This window comes from Microvirga flocculans ATCC BAA-817 (assembly GCF_000518665.1).
GTDB lineage: Bacteria > Pseudomonadota > Alphaproteobacteria > Rhizobiales > Beijerinckiaceae > Microvirga > Microvirga flocculans.
Window position 1 is genome coordinate 299,482 of sequence record NZ_JAEA01000003.1, and the last position, 15,961, is coordinate 315,442.

Here is a 15,961-nt window from a genome sequence, read left to right on the forward strand (position 1 = left end):
CCGGCCGCACCGTCTGCGGCCTTGGAGCGGCGCGAGACAGAAAAAAGGCCGGCTGTGTTGCCGGCCTCATGTGCGCTTTAGCCCCGCAGGCGCTCGATCTGCGCGCCGCAGCGGGCAAGCTTGGCCTCGAGCGCCTCGAAGCCCCGGTCCAGGTGATAGACCCGGTTGATGGTGGTCTCGCCCTCGGCCACGAGGCCCGCGATGACCAGGGAGACGGAAGCGCGAAGATCCGTCGCCATGACCGGCGCGCCTTTCAGGCCCGGCACGCCCGCCACATAGGCGCTGTCGCCGTCGAGGCGGATCTGGGCGCCGAGGCGCGCGAGTTCCTGCACGTGCATGAAGCGGTTCTCGAAGATCGTCTCGCGAATGCGGGAGGTGCCGTTGGCCCGCGTCATGAGCGCCATGAACTGGGCCTGGAGGTCGGTGGGGAAGCCCGGGAAGGGATCCGTGGTCACGTCCACGGCCTGGATACCGTTGCCGTTGCGGCGGATGCGGATGCCGCCCGGGGTGGCGCTCACCTCGGCTCCCGCCTGGCCCAGCACGTCGAGGGCCGACTGGAGGTACTCGGCCTTCGTGTTGTCGAGCACCAGGTCGCCGCCGGTCATGGCCACCGCCATGGCGTAGGTGCCGGTCTCGATGCGGTCGGGCATCACATCATGGGAGGTGCCGTGAAGACGGGACACGCCCTCGACCACGATCTCGGAGGTTCCCGCCCCCTGGATCCTGGCCCCCATCTTGATGAGGCATTCGGCCAGATCCACCACCTCCGGCTCGCGGGCCGCATTGCGGATCACCGTGGTGCCCTGGGCCAGGGTGGCCGCCATGAGGGCCACATGGGTGCCGCCCACCGTCACCTTCGGAAAGTCGATTTCGGCCCCGATCAGCCCCTTCGGGGCCGAGGCCACCACGTAGCCGCCATCGATCTCAATGGCGGCGCCGAGCTTGGCCAGGGCCATGATGAGAAGGTCCACCGGCCGGGTGCCGATGGCGCAGCCGCCCGGCATCGAAACCTTGGCATGGCCGAAGCGGGCCACCAGGGGAGCGATGACCCAGAAGCTCGCGCGCATGGTCGAGACCAGCTCGTAAGGCGCTGTGGTGTCGATGACGTTCTTGGCCGTCAGCCGGACGGTCTGGCCCGTCTCGGACGTCTGACCAGGGCGGCGGCCGGCGATGGAGTGATCGACGCCGAAATTGCTCATGATCCGCAGGAGCGAGGAGATGTCTGCGAGCCGGGGCACATTGCCGAGCTCCAGGGTCTCCTCGGTCAGGAGGCTTGCGATCATGAGAGGCAGGGCCGCATTCTTGGCGCCCGAAATCGGAATCATTCCGTTGAGAGGCGCCCCGCCCCGGATGCGAATGCGATCCATTGAAATCCCCTTGCACTATCTTCAGCGAGCCATGCGCTATGCGCGCATCTGATCTTCCAGGCTAGTCGGACGGCTTGTCGCGCTCCGTCGAAACGCTCGAGCTCCCGCCTTCGGTTCCCGAAGCCCTGGCGGCCTGCCGCCCCCGCGCCTGGGCCTTGCGACGCTTCAGGTTTTCCTTCAGAGCCGCCTTGAGCCGGTCGGCTTTTTCTTGCGATTTCACGTCAGCCATGGTTCACGCGACCCATCGTCGCCTTTATTCAATAGAGGCTTCGCAGGCGGCTCTCAACCGCAATATCACGCCCCAGGACTTTGACCCGGATCAATGCGGTCTGGCATAATGAGTTCGACATTCCCGGGCATTGCGTTGCCCACCCGGTGAGATGATGGATTATCAAAGCTTCTTCACGTCAGCCCTCGAACGTCTTCAGGCGGAGCGCCGCTATCGCGTCTTCGCCGATATCGAGAGGCTGGCGGGCCGATATCCCCAGGCGATCTGGCACTCCCCCGAGGGTCCGCGCCCCATCACGGTCTGGTGCTCCAACGACTATCTCGGCATGGGACAGAACCGGGACGTGACCCGCGCCATGGTCGAGACCGCCTGGCGCCTGGGCACCGGCGCGGGCGGCACCCGCAACATTTCGGGCAACAGCAACCCCATCGTGGGCCTCGAGGCCGAGCTTGCGGACCTGCACGGCAAGGAGGCGGCTCTCGTCTTCACCTCGGGCTACGTCTCGAATCAGACGGGCATCTCGACGCTGGCCAAGCTCATCCCGAACTGCGTCATCCTCTCGGATGCCCTGAACCACAACTCGATGATCGAGGGCGTGCGCCAGTCGGGATGCGAGAAGCAGATCTTCCGCCACAACGACCTCGAACACCTGGAAGAGCTGCTCCAGGCGGCGGGCGACCGGCCCAAGCTCATCGTGTTCGAAAGCGTCTATTCCATGGATGGGGACATCTCTCCCATCCACGCCATCTGCGACCTCGCCGAGCGCTACAACGCCATGACCTATATCGACGAGGTCCATGCGGTGGGCATGTACGGCCCCCGGGGCGCGGGCATCGCCGAGCGCGAGGGCGCCATGCACCGGATCGACGTGATCGAGGGCACCCTCGGCAAGGCATTCGGCGTGATGGGCGGATACCTGACCGGCACCCGGGCCGTGATGGACGCCATCCGCAGCTTCGCCCCGGGCTTCATCTTCACCACCGCCCTGCCCCCGGCGGTCGCGGCGGCCGCCACGGCGTCGATTCGACACCTCAAGGCGTCCTCCACCGAGCGCCAGCAGCAGCAGCGCCAGGTCGCCCGCACCAAGGCGGTGCTGAGCGGCGCCGGGCTGCCCGTCATGGACACGCCGACCCATATCGTGCCGGTAATGGTGGGCAATGCCGAGGCCTGCAAGGCCGCCTCCGACCGCCTGCTGGAGAAGCACGGCATCTACATCCAGCCCATCAACTACCCCACGGTTCCCCGCGGCACCGAGCGGCTGCGCATCACCCCCGGCCCGTTCCATTCAAACGCCCATATCGACGCCCTCGCCGCCGCCCTGGTGGAGGTCTGGACGGCGCTCAGGCTCCCGTTGGAGCCAAAAGTCCAGGCCGCCGAATAAAGATCATTTTCAAGCTTGCATGGAGGGCGGCCCTGTGGCACTAAGCGGCCCTCCTCGTTGGCGCGCTGCCGTAGCTCAGTGGTAGAGCACTCCCTTGGTAAGGGAGAGGTCGAGAGTTCGATCCTCTCTGGCAGCACCATCGCCCCTCCCCTGCGTTGCAGGAAGTTGAGGTAGAACAGGCACTTACGAGCGTCCCGCTTTCACACATGGGACGCACACATGATCCTCAAAATGGCCGCACCTTGGAAGCACCCCGAGACAGGTGCCCTCTACTTACGCCAGCGAACACCAGAAGACCTTGTAGCTGCCCTGAAGGGGACAACGGTTACGCTTCCAGTTGGTGAAGGTTCGAAGGCCGTCAAAATCGGCGAGTTCGTCCAGGTCTCATTGCGGACCAAGGAACCTCGCGTTGCCAAGGAACGCCACGCGCTGGCAGACGCCGCCTTGAAGGAGTTCTGGCGGCAGAAGAGAGCGGCGTTGGCTGCATATCCGAAAAGCGACACGCAGAAGGTGCCCGTCCCTCCCCTGTCGAACCCCACCATGAAGTGGGAGGTGGCGGTAGAGCGATTCGCGCCAACAGCGGCTGACACACTGCGGGACAATGGTGTTGCTGACACGGATGCGAACCGTGCCCTGGTTGTGTCCGAAGTCGCAAGCATTATGGATCAGGTTGCCGCGAGGCTCGGCCCTCACCTCGGCAAGGGCATCACTGGACCGCGCACACTCCAGAGGGAGGGCAGCGGAAAACCGAGTTCTGGCTTGAGGGCGCGCCCTGGAGCCCAGCATCAGGTAACTGTCGAAGAACTGTGGAACCGCTGGAGCGCATACCAAGCTGATAAGCGCGCCCCTGCAACGATCCGCCGCTACAAACCCACTTTCGACTCGCTTGCAGCCTTCTGTTGCGACCAGGACATCCAGACAATCACAGGCGATGACATCTTCGCCTGGGCAGAGCAACGGCGTGATGTTGACGGGATCAAGCCGAGGGTCATCAATCGCAATGATCTTGCTGCGGTAAAGTCGGTGTTCGGGTGGGCGACCACTCACCAAGGCAAGAAGCTCATTCCGTCGAATCCCGCAGCAGAGATTCGGCTGGATGAGATACGTGAGACCGCATCGAGAGAGCGCCACTTCCGCGAGTCCGAGGTAGAGGCGATCCTCAACCTTGCGACATCGGTGAAGCCTTGTGGGCGGAACCCGTCTTTTGCCCGTGCCAAGCGATGGTGCCCTTGGCTGTGTGCCTACTCTGGTGCGCGTGTCGCCGAGATTACGGCATTGCACGTGGAAGACATCCGACAGGAGCAAGGAATCTGGGTGATGCACTTCCGGGAGACCAAGGCTGGAACTGCCAGGACGGTCCCTATCCACGAGCACCTTGTTGAGCAGGGCTTCCTGGAAATGGTGAACGCCATCGGCAATGGCCCGCTGTTCTATGACCCGACGCGCCATGATCCCGATGCGACGTTCGGACCCGCAGAACAACGTGCCCAGAAACTCGCCAAATGGCTACGAGCCTCCGTGAAGCTCGACCAGCAGGTGGACCCGAATCACGGCTGGCGTCATACCTTCAAAAACCGCGCCCTGGATGCAGGCGTCGAGGAGCGCATCAGCGATGCCATTGTAGGCCACGCACCGAAGAACGTCGCTCGCCGGTACGAAGCTCCTACGATTCGGATGATGGCGCGAGCCTTGAAGCGATTTACCCGCTACACGCCGCCTCCAGGGCAACCTTGATGCTGTCCCATCTGATCTTCCAGGGCTTCTCGAAAGTGTGCCCTGGAAGATCAGGATTCGACCATTGCCTTGACAACGGACGATGAGAACGGACGACCACTGGCACTTGTGAAGCCTTGACGCGCAAGTTCGTCGGCGATTTCGCGCAGGGAACGCCGCTGGCCGGTCTTTGGCGACCGGCGGCGCAGGCGCTTCGCCTCGGCCACTACCTCCGGACGGGTTTCAGCATGGGACTTCCGGCCCTCGACCTTCATGCCGGTCGCGCGTTTCCGCTCACGGGCTGCACGAAGCTTCTTCACCAGCCGTGTCTTTTCGAGTTGCGCGAAGGCCCCAGCGATCTGCCTCATGGCGACCTTCATTTCGTCGTTGGTCTCTGTGAGGTCATCGCCGTTGGCGGCGAGCACTCGAACATCGCGAGCCTTCAAGGCGAGGATGGCGAGTTCCTGGACGAGAACGGAGCGAGCAAGACGTGATGCGTCCTCGACGAGAACAACACGAACGCCATTGCCTTCGATGCGATCCAGGAGAGCCGAAAACCCAGGACGGGTCTCAATGGTATCGGACCCGCTCACTGCGGCATCGTAGAACTCATCAATGATCTCAAATCCGGCGAGCTTTGCGTAAGCTTTGACAGCCTCACGCTGACGGCGCTCGCTGTCCTTGTCGATGCCCACGTTCGAGGCGCTCGATGTCCTGAAGTACGCGGTCGCCTTGACAATTTCTCCAGGTCGCTTCGCCATATTCTGTAGGGGTTCCGAGTTGATTTCTGTTTCGATTTCCGAAGAAATTAGCACAACTTGACCATGCGTCAATGCCCTCGATCCACGCTGTTTCAGAAGAAACTCAAGCTATGGGGCGAGGGATCAGGACCAGATGTCTTCTTCGCGATCATACGAGGTCCGCTCGATCTTCCCGATCTTCCAATGGCGATAGGAAACCCGAGTCCGCCGACGCGGACTGGGGTTCTTCATCTGCCAGAGTTGAAGGGCGAGACCGATGACCGTGAGCGCGAAGCCAATCTGGTCCAACGTGAAGTCGAACACTCTGTGATTGCTTCCGAGGTCAACAAAAAACCCGCCATGCGGCGGGTCGGGCGCAGGAGGCACAATGCCCACCCTGCATTTCACTCCATACCATGCCGCTATGGAGCGGCTCAAGACCTCCCCTGGACATGGTACAGACAACAAAAAACCCGCCATGGGCGGGTTCGGCGCGGTCACATTTCGCGACCTACATTTCAGTAATAGCATACCATTCTGGGAGACTCAACACCGCCTCCCTGGAATGCGACAGTCAACAAAAAACCCGCCATGCGGCGGGTCGGATGTAGGGGTCACATTTCTTCACCCTACATTTTGACAACTACCATTTCGTACGACTTGGCTCAAGTGCCATGAAATTCCTCTGTGGATGAGCACCGGCTAAATACGGTCATGCGCTATTACGAACTTGTCGAGACACAGCCTCGAAAACCGACCTCCCCATCAGCAGGCACCATCAAGCCTCGGAAGCCCCTCTCTCCAGAACAAGCTCGCTCCAGATCGGAACGCCAGCAGCGCATCCAGCAGCAGATGAAAAACGAGAGAACTCGATCAGCGAACAAGCTGCGCGATCTCCAGGCGAAGCTCACAACCTGACATCGACCTCCAGCTTCTGTCATCTGGATCATGCTGACCATGAAACACAGGTAGCCCATTGCGGCCCCAAGATGAGGCCGCTTGGTGAGATTGACATACGCTGTGCCAGGAGGGTTCGCGCTGGATGCAGCCCCGATCTCCCGTGGGCTCAGCTATTTCCGAGAGCGGTTGCAGACGAAAAGACCTGGGTCGCCTTCCAGCGCCATGCCCCACTGGTCCTTGGTGGCGTAGTGCGCCCATCCATTGCCCCAGACGAGCTTGACCCGGATCGAAGCCGACTTGCAGCGCTGGTCCCATAACGGGAAGGCAAGTTCGGTGAACTCGTCAACGACATCATCGGGCATCCTGAAGAGTAAATGCACGTGCGCGTTCGTTTCGAGGTTCTCGACGAACCCCACCCAGGCAGGCCGAAGTTCTCCAGGGGCATTCGTGAAGCGAGTTCCACACAGCGCACGGCCAATCCGGTAGTCAAACCAGTCCAGGTCCGAGCGGATGCGGTCGAGCGAGATAGTTCTGACCGATGGAAGCCGGTGCTGGCCTGGGGTGTCGGGCACACCAGAGGTCGGGATCGGAAAGCGCTTCCCACTTGGCGTCTCCCGGATGCAGATCGAGGCAGTTCCACCAGACACGGGATTGTAGGCGATACTCATGGCGACGTTCGCGCCGAAGTTCGTAAAGAAGTTCTCCCAGGCAGCAGCACGTCGAGAGAGTTGAAGATCGACGATGCTCATACCGGCACCGACTGCGCCCAGTCGTTGAACGCGAGACAGGCCGCATCCTCATCGTCAATCAACTGGGTGTTGTCGGCCCAGTACTTCTCGATGGTGGTGTGTGTCGCCACCGGCTCCATGAGCCGCCCATCCCTCCACACTGCCCGTGCGGTAACGGACCATCCCAGTTCAGGGTGCTCGATGATGACCCGCCAACAGGTGGCATCAGCCGGAACCCCGTAGCGGCTCCAGGTACGACGACTCGTGATACACGCACCTTCGACGGTGCGAACTTCGTTTCCGCGCTCAGGCGATAAATACCGGCGCAGGATGCGTTGGACGGCGAGGCTATTCGCCGCCTCAATGACAGTGTTCAACTCAGGTCTCCTTGTGTTCGGGAAGTACACCGCAGATGGCTTCTTCCGCCGGTATTTAGCCAAGGAGACCTGACATGCTGGGAATAAGCCTCAAGAACACGTATTACGCCCTTCACGACCTGGGACTGGTACGATCCAAGTACGACTACTGCCGCCGATTTCTTGGGCGGGGACCGACGTACCTCAAGGACTACGACCGCGAAGGACGCGACGTGGCGCGGGTGCCATCGAAGACGGTCACGACACTGCGGACGCGCCTGTGTGCAATCGCAGAACGAGTTCCGGCAGTGACTGCCGCCGAGATCATGAGTGTTGTCCAGGAGATCGACCGAGCCTGTCAGGTCGCCGATCTCCTCTGTCGGGGACGATAGGATCGGATTCTTTCCAAAAGGAGCTTCGCTCGGATAGGTTCAGGTCGTTGCCCTGGAGGAGCGCATGAACTTGAAGGTTGAGAGTGCGAGGCGGCAGCTTGGCACTGCATTAGCGCTGTACCTGATGGATCACGATCCCGTTTCGGTCCACTGCCTCGCTGGAGGCGGTTGCGAGGTGATCGAGTTCTACGCCGGAAAATCCGCCGCTCCATTCGTTACCCAGGTGCTGAATGAGAACCCGAACATTGACCTGGAAAGGTTCAGGCGTCTTCAACGCCAATACTGGACCGCTTTCAAACATGCGACGAGGTGGGTAGGAAAGGGTAAGGCCGTCGAACGAGACGACGACGAACTGCTCTATCAATTCACAGATGAGCAAAACGATGTTGCATTGTTCATCGGATGGTCCGACTACGCGAAGGCCACCGGAACCATGCCTATCGAGGCCCAGGTCCAGCAGGCTTGGTGGATTGCAAAGAACCTTGAAAAGCTCCACCCCAACCACTCGAAGGCGCGTTACGAGGGCCTGTTCCCGAACATCAAGTCACTTCCACGAGCAGACCAGAAGCGGCTCTTGCGGGAGAAGATCGAGTGGGCTCGCTCGGTTCCGGAGGTGATGAGCGATCCGAAGACTGAACGCCGAGCGCTGATCCTTCCATGGGATCACGGGCGTGGCGAGTGAGACGCCCACCATTGACTTTCACTCCGTGCTTTCACACATTTCTTTGGCGGGCGCACCGTAAGTACTTGATCTATATGGCTTTGGCACTCCCCCAGTGAGAGTTCGATCCTCTCTGGCAGCACCAGCCACGTTGTCCGGCACGAAGGTTCGAAGGCATGATGCCCGGCCTGTGCCCCTCCTTCCATAGACCAAAATCGATCCGGCCTGTGACCCAGCTTCTCTCATGAGAGGATCGCGATGACCGTGTATTGCCGCGAGCAGAAGCGGCTTCTCGGAAGAACAATGTTACGGAACAATTTGCAGCATCTGCGGCAGATCGGAAATTCCGCGTTAACCATCTAGACAAGAAACAAGCTTAGGCATAATCCAGTTCATCAAATCTTCCGACTTTCGAGGAAGTCCGATGAATCAGTTAGGGAAACGGCACCCTGCCAACGATGCATTGGCTCATCTGATGAGCCTGATCGCGCTTGTCTTCAGCTTCAGCTGCATCTGGATCGTGGCCTCCGCCGCCAAGATGTGACGCGGCTTCGCATCCACCGACTGTGAAAGGCGCGCCCGATCGGCGTCCTGCCCGCGAAGCCGTCTGACGGCGAACCGAACCCCTTCAACAAAAGAACGCTTTAAAGGGAGCGCCACTCCCTCGCCGCATCGCTCGCCTGATAAGCCCAATAGGTGAGCTGAACCGCGGCGCGGCCCAGGATGCCGCCATTCCATGCCAGATCGAAGGGGGCAAACAGGCGATAGCGGTCGCTCTCGCCTGCAATGGCTTCGGCGATGACCGTTCCGCCGATGGCGGTCGTGTTCATGCCGTGGCCGCCGAAGGCCGTGCAGTACCAGACGCCAGGTTTCCACCGGCCGATCTGCGGCATCAGATGCCGGGCGTAGGACATGAGGCCCGACCACGCGACCTCTACCTTCAAGCCGGAGAGTTGCGGATAGGTCGTGACCATCTCGCGCCTGAGCAGGGCTGCGATGTCGCGCGGATCGGTGGTGCGCGTGGTGATGCGCCCACCCCAAAGGATACGGCTGCCGTCATCGACGAGCCGGTAGTAATCCCCTGCCCTGCGATCATCGAGGATCGCGGCAGGGGTCCGGATGGCGCTCTGCACCAGATCCGGCGCGCGTTCCGTCAGCAGGACATAAGTCGCGATCGGCAGGAAGGCGCGGCGCAGCGCGGGCAGCACTGAGCCCGTATAGCCGCCCGTCGCGAACACCACATGCTCGGCCACGATCTCGGCCTGCTTCGTCCTGACGATCTTGCGCGGCCCATCCAGATCGGCGGACAGGACAGGCGAGCCTTCATGGATCGCAGCGCCCAGGCGGACCGCCTCCCTGGCGAGCGCGCGGGCGTAGTTCAGCGGATGGAAATGGAACGCGCCCTCATCGAGAACCGCCTCATGATATTTCGGCGAGGCGAAGAGGCTGCGCACCTCGTCACGGGGAAGATAGCGCAGCTGCAATCCGAAATCGCGCCTCTGCTTTTCGCAGGCGGCCCGCATGGCTCCCGCTGAATCGTAGCGCAGGGCCTTCGCGATGCCGGGAACGGGCCGGGCCTCCTCGATGCCGAGGGCCTCGATGGTCGAGCGGACGATCTCGACCCCTTCCATCGACAGACGGAAAAGCTCCTTCGCCCCGTCCGCGCCTACACGCCGCTCGATGGCGGCAAGGCCCGTCGCATAGCCGGCCGACACGAAGCCGCCATTGCGCCCCGATGCGCCCCAGGCCACGCGCTGCGCCTCGATCAGCACGACCTTGCGCCCGCTGCTGGCGAGCTTGAGCGCCGCCGTGAGACCGGCCAGCCCGCCGCCGACAACGCACACATCGGCCTGGATGGGCCCCGCGGCGGCAGGATAGGCGTCCGGGCTCGCGAGGGTTCGGCTGTAATAGGTGTCGATATAGGCCTGCGGCATGTTGAGGACTTAAAGCGCGATCTCGGAGGAGGAGAGGTAGATCTGCACGAGCCTCTCGCAGCCCTCGCGATCCTCCTCGTCGAAGCGGTTCGGGTTGGGGCTGTCGAGATCGAGAACGCCGAGCACCCGACCGTCCTTGATGAGCGGCACGACGAGCTCCGAGCGGGAGGCGCTGTCGCAGGCAATGTGCCCCGGAAAGGCATGCACGTCCGGCACCACGATGGAAGCCTTGCGCTCCACCGCCGTGCCGCACACGCCGCGCCCCACCGCGATGCGCACGCAGGCGGTCTTGCCCTGGAAGGGGCCGAGGACCAGCTCTCCCCCGCGCATGAAATAGAACCCGGCCCAGTTCAGATCGGGCAGGAACTGAAAGATCAGCGCGGACATGTTGGCCGCGTTGGCGATCATGTCCGGCTCGCCCTCGAGGAGACCGGTGAGTTGCTGGGCCAGCGAGGCATAGAAGTCCCGCTTGCTGCCTGACAGAGGAATATCTTTGACTTCGAACATGCCGTTTTCCTTATGAGGCCCCCGCTCCCTTGTCCAGACGGCCTATTCCGCAGCCATGCCGGTCCGATGGGCCTTCGTGAATTCCAGCCCCTGATGGTCGCACAGACGCCGGTAGAGCCCGCCCCGGCGGTAGAGGCTGTCGTGATCCCCCTCCTCCACGATCCGCCCCTTCTCGAACACGAGGATGCGGTCGAGCGCGCGCACCGTCGAAAGGCGATGCGCGATCACGATGGAGGTGCGCCCCACCATGAGCCGCTCCATCGCCTGCTGGATCAGCACCTCCGATTCCGAGTCGAGGGCGGAGGTCGCCTCGTCCAGGATCAGGATGGGAGCATCGGCCAGGAAGGCGCGGGCGATGGCCACGCGCTGGCGCTCGCCGCCGGAGAGCTTCACGCCACGCTCGCCCACGAGCGTGGAATAGCCCTTCGGCAGGCTCATGATGAAGTCGTGCGCATTGGCGAGCCGCGCCGCGCGCTCGATCTCCGCCATGCCCGAGCCCGGCCGTCCATAGGCGATGTTCTCGGCGAGCGTGCGATGGAACAGGATGGGCTCCTGCTGCACGATGGCGATCTGCGAACGCAACGACGCCTGCTGCGCTCCGGCGATATCCTGGCCGTCGATGCGGATCTCGCCGCCCGTCACGTCGTAGAGGCGCTGGATGAGCTTGACGAGGGTCGTCTTGCCCGATCCCGAAGGTCCCACGAGACCTACGCGCTCGCCCGCGCGCACCGTCAGCGAGAGATCGCGGTAGAGCGGCGTACCGTGCCCGGCATAGTGGAACGTGACGCGGTCGAACGCGACCTCCCCGCGCCCGATATGGATCGGTCTCGCACCGGGCCGGTCCGCCACGCCGACAGGCTGTCGATGGATCTCGACGAGTTCCTCCATATCGTTCACGGATCGGCGCAGGTTGTTGATGTGCATGCCGATGTCGCGCAGGTAGCCATGGATCACGAAATAGGTCGTGAGCACATAGGCGATGTCGCCGGGCGTCGCGCGGTCTTCCCACCAGAGCCAGATCGCCGTGCCGATGATGGCGGCGCGGATGAAAAGCAGCGCGATGAACTGCATCGAGCCGCTGTTGGTGCCGCGCTGCCAGAGACGGCTCGTCCGCTTATGCCATTTGTTCAGCACCCAGACGAGACGGGAATCCTCCCGCGCTTCCGCGCCGAAAGCCTTCACCACCGCGTTGCAGCTCAAAGCGTCCGCCAACGTTCCGCCGACGCGCGTGTCCCAGGCATTGGCGAGCCGTGCCGCGGGCGCAACGTAGCGCATGGCGAGAAGGGCCGTCATGACGATGAAGGCGAGAGAGCTCATGCCGATGACGAGTCCCATCACCGGCCAGCGCAGGCCGAGCACGATCATCGAACCGGCCAGGACCGTGACCGACGGCAGCAGCGCCAGCAGAAGCGTGTCGTTCATCAGGTCGAGCGCCCACATGCCGCGCGTGATCTTGCGCACGGTGGAGCCCGCGAAGGAATTCGCGTGCCAGTCGGTCGAGAAACGCTGCACGCGTGCGAACGCATCCTGCGCCACGCGGCTCATGACGCGCAGCGTCAGCTCCACGATGCCGTAGAACGCGAGATGCCGCATGACGATCATGAGCAGGCCGAGACCGGTCATGAAAGCGAAGGCCATGAGCGCCGCGTGGAGCGCGCCCTCACGATCGGATCCGCCCACGGCAATGGCATCGACGAGCCTGCCCGCGAAGACGGGCATGAAGACGTCGGCGAGCGTCGACGTCATCATGGCGACGACAATCAACGCCACGTAGCGCGGCTCGGCGCGCCAGTGGCGGAACGTGAATCTCAAGACGTCGCGGGTGGCGTCCCCGCTTTTCGTTTGCTGGTTCATGAAAGCGAACAGGCGGCGCTCGGAGCGCGCCTCTCCCGGAAGTTTGGAGGAGCGACAGCGGAACGGCGGCTTATGATGCCCGACGTCGCTCGATGATCAGAAATTTGGAAAGATTGATAAGGTTTGCCGGGCCTCGGAGCCCTGCCCTGTCCAGCCTAGGGTGTCGGCTTGGACATGGGAGGAACGTTCAGCAAGCACACAAAAGCCATGCAGTCCTCCCTCTCTTGAAATTAAACCTAGGCGCAAGTTAATGCAGTTCGTTCAACTTGGCAACCGCCGTTTTGTTTCGCCCTGCCACCAGGGACCTACACGACCTCCAGCGGCCGATGCGGTCCTGGCGGAAGCTCGATGCGGATCGTGTCTCCGGCCCGGACATCGCCGCCTTGAAGCACGATGCCCATGATGCCGGACTTGCGGATGAGCTTGCCTTGCCCGTCCTTCGCCAGCACCGCCTTCATGAGCCCCTTCTGGAAACGGTCGATCTGGACACAGGGATTACGCAAGCCGGTAACCTCGACGACAGCGCTCTCGCCGAGCAGCAGGCGCGTTCCCGCCGGCAGGCTCAGAAGGTCGATGCCGCGCGTCGTGATGTTCTCCCCCATGTCACCGGCCGTCACGACGAAGCCCCGGGTTTCGAGCTCGTCGAAAAGCTCCGCATGCATGAGATGAACCTGCCGGAGATTCGGCTGGTTCGGGTCCTTGGCCACCCGCGAGCGATGCTTGACCGTTTCGCCCGCATGCGCGTCGCCTTCGACGCCAAGGCCGGCCAGCAGGCGAATGAAAATCTGGTTGCGCTTGCTGAAGCCGTGCCTGGGGTTGCTGCTCACGGCCGTAACGATTGCATTCATGATACCCGCCCCTCTGCGCCCTTCTTCCCCTAGCTTCAGAGGACCGTGAGATCCACCGTCTCGAAGCCCTTCTCGGCGAGCCGCTGCGCCAGCACGCGGCGATGGCAGGTGGCGGGGTCGCGTTCGAAGCACAGAAGGCAGATGGGCTGGGTCGCCGCCAGGGTCTCCAATTCGCGAAGGGCTTCTTGAGCGGGCTCGGACGTCAGAACCTCGTCGCAATAGATCCGACGCATCAGCTCGCCGTCTCCGGCGCGCGCCGCCTGGCGGCCCTCCTTCGGCGTGCCGAGCGCGATGAAATGCCTGTAGCCGATGCCCTGATCGGACAGCGCATCGCGTAAGGCGGATTTCGAGAAACCGCGCTTGCGGGAAAGCGCCACCGCGCGCACGTCGGCCAGCGTCTCGACGCCTGCATCCTTCAAGGTAGCGAGGAAACAGTCCACGTCCGCTCCCTCGTATCCGATGGTGAAAACCCGCGGCTTTGTCATGCCATGAGGTTACATGGATGGCTGCGGATGTCGAGGCCGTTCGGGCTGCGTATAGGGCCGCATGGCCTCGGGCGTGCGAAAGTCCCTCGGCGCCTCGAAATCGCTCGCCGCCCCGCGCGAGCGCTCCACGCCGCGCGGAAAGCCGGTGCGGCCCGAATAGTCCTGCATGGGCGGCAAAGGCCGGGGGCTCTCGCGGCTGAGCGTCTGTGCGCAATAGACATCGAGCGCCGTCACGCCTGCCACCGCCGCCATGGCGATGCCGATATTGCTCTTCTTCGGGTTCCTGCCTTCGAGTGCGGTGGCCAGCGTGGCAAGATCGAGCCCGTCGCCCGCTACGCGGCCCCAGATCCACGGCGTCGGATCCTTCGAGGCCAGGATGCCGATGCCGGTTGCGATCTCGCGCAGACCGTAGCCTGCGATCAAGCCCTCCTGGCCTCTCATGCCGAGCGCCCGCGCCAACGCGCGAGGCGCCGCCACCTCGGCGATGCCGAGGGCGATGGAGAACAGCCCGAGGCCGCGGGCCAGCGTATCGGTGGCCGTGTCGGCGTGGCCGCGGCGGCGCGTTCTTTCGGTTTCATAACGCATGATGGACACCTGTCAGGGTTTGAGGACGACCTTGATGCAGCCGTCCTGCTTGTCGCGGAAGATCTTGTACATCTCAGGCCCCTGCTCGAGGCCCACCGTGTGCGTGATCACGAAGGACGGGTCGATCTGTCCCTCCTCGATGCGGCGCAGGAGATCGTCGGTCCAACGGTTCACGTGTGTCTGACCCGTGCGGATCGTCAGCCCCTTGTTCATGATCGCACCGAACGGAATCTTGTCGAGAAGGCCGCCATAGACGCCGGGGACCGAAAGCGTTCCGGCAGGGCGGCAGACATAGGCCATCTCGCGCAGCACATGCGGACGGTCCGTCTCCATCATCGTGGCCTGTTTGACCCGGTCATACATCGCGTCGACGGTGCCTGCGGCGTGAGCCTCCATGCCGACCGCATCGATGCACTTCTCGGGTCCCTTGCCGCCGGTGAGTTCGTTCAAGCGTTCGACGACGCTCTCCTCGTCGAAGTTGATCGTGATCGCGCCTCCGGCCTTCGCCATGGCGAGGCGTTCGGGAATGCGGTCGATGGCGACCACCTGCCTGGCGCCGAGAAGGATAGCGCTGCGGATCGCCATCTGGCCGACGGGCCCCGCACCCCAGATCGCCACCGTGTCCGTGGGCTCGATGTCGCACTGCACCGCCGCCTGCCATCCCGTGGGAAAGATATCGCTGAGAAAGAGCAGCTTCTCATCGGGAATCCCGTCTGGAACCTTGATATGCGTGGCGTCGGCGAAAGGCACGCGCAGGTACTCCGCCTGCCCGCCCGCATAGCCGCCCGTCAGATGCGTGTAACCGAACAGGCCCGCCGTGCTGTGGCCGAAGGCCTTGGCCGCCATCTCGCCGTTGCGGTTCGTCCGCTCGCAGACCGAGAAGTTGCCGCGCCTGCACTGGTCGCACTGGCCGCAGATGATGGTGAAGGGGATCACCACCCGGTCGCCGACCTTGAGCGTGCCTTTGGCCTCGGCCCCGACCTCGACGACCTCGCCCATGGTCTCGTGCCCCATGATGTCGCCGGATTTCATGCCGGGCATGAAGTGGTCGTAAAGGTGAAGGTCCGAGCCGCAGATGGCACAGCTCGTCACCTTGATGATCGCATCGCGCGGGTGCTCGATCCCGGGATCGGGGACCGAATCGCAACGGATGTCGGTGGTGCCGTGCCAAACAAGCGCCTTCATCGCCATCTTCCTCCCATGTCGGATAACCGCCGCGCAGGTGCCGCCCGGTCGCTTTCGTCAGAGGGGAAGACTTCTTGAGGGGCTTTGCGTTCCCTC

General features: G+C 62.9%; 17 protein-coding genes and 1 tRNA gene. 5 read left to right on the top strand and 13 right to left on the bottom strand.

All coding sequences use genetic code 11. The annotated features are described in order from the left end of the window. Window positions 1-77 precede the first annotated feature (77 nt). On the bottom strand, window positions 78-1,367 hold the full coding sequence (gene murA, locus L879_RS0106515; RefSeq protein ID WP_027315395.1) for a UDP-N-acetylglucosamine 1-carboxyvinyltransferase: 1,290 nt from the start codon (window positions 1,365-1,367) through the stop codon (window positions 78-80). Between the two features lie 61 nt (window positions 1,368-1,428). Then, on the bottom strand, window positions 1,429-1,596 hold the full coding sequence (locus L879_RS23945; protein ID WP_154664110.1) for a hypothetical protein: 168 nt from the start codon (window positions 1,594-1,596) through the stop codon (window positions 1,429-1,431). Between the two features lie 154 nt (window positions 1,597-1,750). Here L879_RS23945 and hemA point away from each other — a divergent pair, with 154 nt between their 5' ends. The 3 genes from hemA (at window position 1,751) to L879_RS0106535 (ending at window position 4,711) form a co-directional block, all read left to right on the top strand. Then, on the top strand, window positions 1,751-2,977 hold the full coding sequence (gene hemA / locus L879_RS0106525; protein ID WP_027315396.1) for a 5-aminolevulinate synthase: 1,227 nt from the start codon (window positions 1,751-1,753) through the stop codon (window positions 2,975-2,977). A 64-nt stretch (window positions 2,978-3,041) separates the two neighbouring features. After that, window positions 3,042-3,116: transfer RNA gene (locus L879_RS0106530), tRNA-Thr, on the top strand. Window positions 3,117-3,196: 80 nt separating this feature from the next. Next, window positions 3,197-4,711, top strand: coding sequence for a tyrosine-type recombinase/integrase (locus tag L879_RS0106535; protein WP_027315397.1), 1,515 nt, complete (start codon window positions 3,197-3,199; stop codon window positions 4,709-4,711). Between the two features lie 50 nt (window positions 4,712-4,761). Here L879_RS0106535 and L879_RS0106540 read toward each other — a convergent pair whose 3' ends face one another. The 4 genes from L879_RS0106540 to L879_RS0106555 form a co-directional block, all read right to left on the bottom strand. Further along, window positions 4,762-5,451 carry a recombinase family protein gene (locus L879_RS0106540; protein WP_027315398.1) on the bottom strand — a complete coding sequence of 230 codons (690 nt, stop codon included), beginning with the start codon at window positions 5,449-5,451 and terminating at the stop codon, window positions 4,762-4,764. A gap of 123 nt (window positions 5,452-5,574) precedes the next feature. After that, on the bottom strand, window positions 5,575-5,754 hold the full coding sequence (locus L879_RS23855; protein WP_027315399.1) for a hypothetical protein: 180 nt from the start codon (window positions 5,752-5,754) through the stop codon (window positions 5,575-5,577). A 746-nt stretch (window positions 5,755-6,500) separates the two neighbouring features. Continuing rightward, complete coding sequence (locus L879_RS0106550) at window positions 6,501-7,079, bottom strand: hypothetical protein (protein WP_027315400.1); 579 nt, start codon at window positions 7,077-7,079, stop codon at window positions 6,501-6,503. After that, the gene (locus L879_RS0106555; protein WP_035458833.1) at window positions 7,076-7,435 is read right to left on the bottom strand and encodes a hypothetical protein; all 360 of its coding nucleotides are present in this window, start codon (window positions 7,433-7,435) and stop codon (window positions 7,076-7,078) included. The genes L879_RS0106550 and L879_RS0106555 overlap by 4 nt, the downstream gene beginning before the upstream one ends. Before the next feature lie 74 nt (window positions 7,436-7,509). On the opposite strand from L879_RS0106555, the gene L879_RS24675 reads away from it, so the two are divergent. Then, the gene (locus L879_RS24675; RefSeq protein ID WP_027315402.1) at window positions 7,510-7,806 is read left to right on the top strand and encodes a DUF6626 family protein; all 297 of its coding nucleotides are present in this window, start codon (window positions 7,510-7,512) and stop codon (window positions 7,804-7,806) included. A gap of 64 nt (window positions 7,807-7,870) precedes the next feature. Continuing rightward, window positions 7,871-8,488 carry a hypothetical protein gene (locus L879_RS0106565; protein ID WP_027315403.1) on the top strand — a complete coding sequence of 206 codons (618 nt, stop codon included), beginning with the start codon at window positions 7,871-7,873 and terminating at the stop codon, window positions 8,486-8,488. 623 nt (window positions 8,489-9,111) lie between these two features. Here L879_RS0106565 and L879_RS0106575 read toward each other — a convergent pair. The 7 genes from L879_RS0106575 to L879_RS0106605 all read right to left on the bottom strand — a co-directional run bounded on the left by L879_RS0106575 (window position 9,112) and on the right by L879_RS0106605 (window position 15,865). Beyond that, entirely contained in the window at window positions 9,112-10,401 is a 1,290-nt protein-coding gene (locus L879_RS0106575) for an NAD(P)/FAD-dependent oxidoreductase (protein ID WP_027315404.1), read from the bottom strand. Between the two features lie 9 nt (window positions 10,402-10,410). Continuing rightward, entirely contained in the window at window positions 10,411-10,908 is a 498-nt protein-coding gene (locus tag L879_RS0106580) for a GAF domain-containing protein (protein WP_027315405.1), read from the bottom strand. A gap of 42 nt (window positions 10,909-10,950) precedes the next feature. Further along, window positions 10,951-12,762 carry an ABC transporter ATP-binding protein gene (locus tag L879_RS0106585; RefSeq protein ID WP_027315406.1) on the bottom strand — a complete coding sequence of 604 codons (1,812 nt, stop codon included), beginning with the start codon at window positions 12,760-12,762 and terminating at the stop codon, window positions 10,951-10,953. A gap of 305 nt (window positions 12,763-13,067) precedes the next feature. After that, the gene (locus L879_RS0106590) at window positions 13,068-13,610 is read right to left on the bottom strand and encodes an MOSC domain-containing protein (RefSeq protein ID WP_027315407.1); all 543 of its coding nucleotides are present in this window, start codon (window positions 13,608-13,610) and stop codon (window positions 13,068-13,070) included. A gap of 35 nt (window positions 13,611-13,645) precedes the next feature. Continuing rightward, window positions 13,646-14,095 (bottom strand): DUF488 domain-containing protein, encoded by a 450-nt coding sequence (locus tag L879_RS0106595; RefSeq protein ID WP_027315408.1) that lies wholly within the window; start codon window positions 14,093-14,095, stop codon window positions 13,646-13,648. Window positions 14,096-14,104: 9 nt separating this feature from the next. Then, the gene (locus L879_RS0106600; protein WP_027315409.1) at window positions 14,105-14,680 is read right to left on the bottom strand and encodes a hypothetical protein; all 576 of its coding nucleotides are present in this window, start codon (window positions 14,678-14,680) and stop codon (window positions 14,105-14,107) included. Between the two features lie 12 nt (window positions 14,681-14,692). Continuing rightward, complete coding sequence (locus L879_RS0106605; RefSeq protein ID WP_027315410.1) at window positions 14,693-15,865, bottom strand: zinc-dependent alcohol dehydrogenase; 1,173 nt, start codon at window positions 15,863-15,865, stop codon at window positions 14,693-14,695. Between the last annotated feature and the right edge of the window lie 96 nt (window positions 15,866-15,961).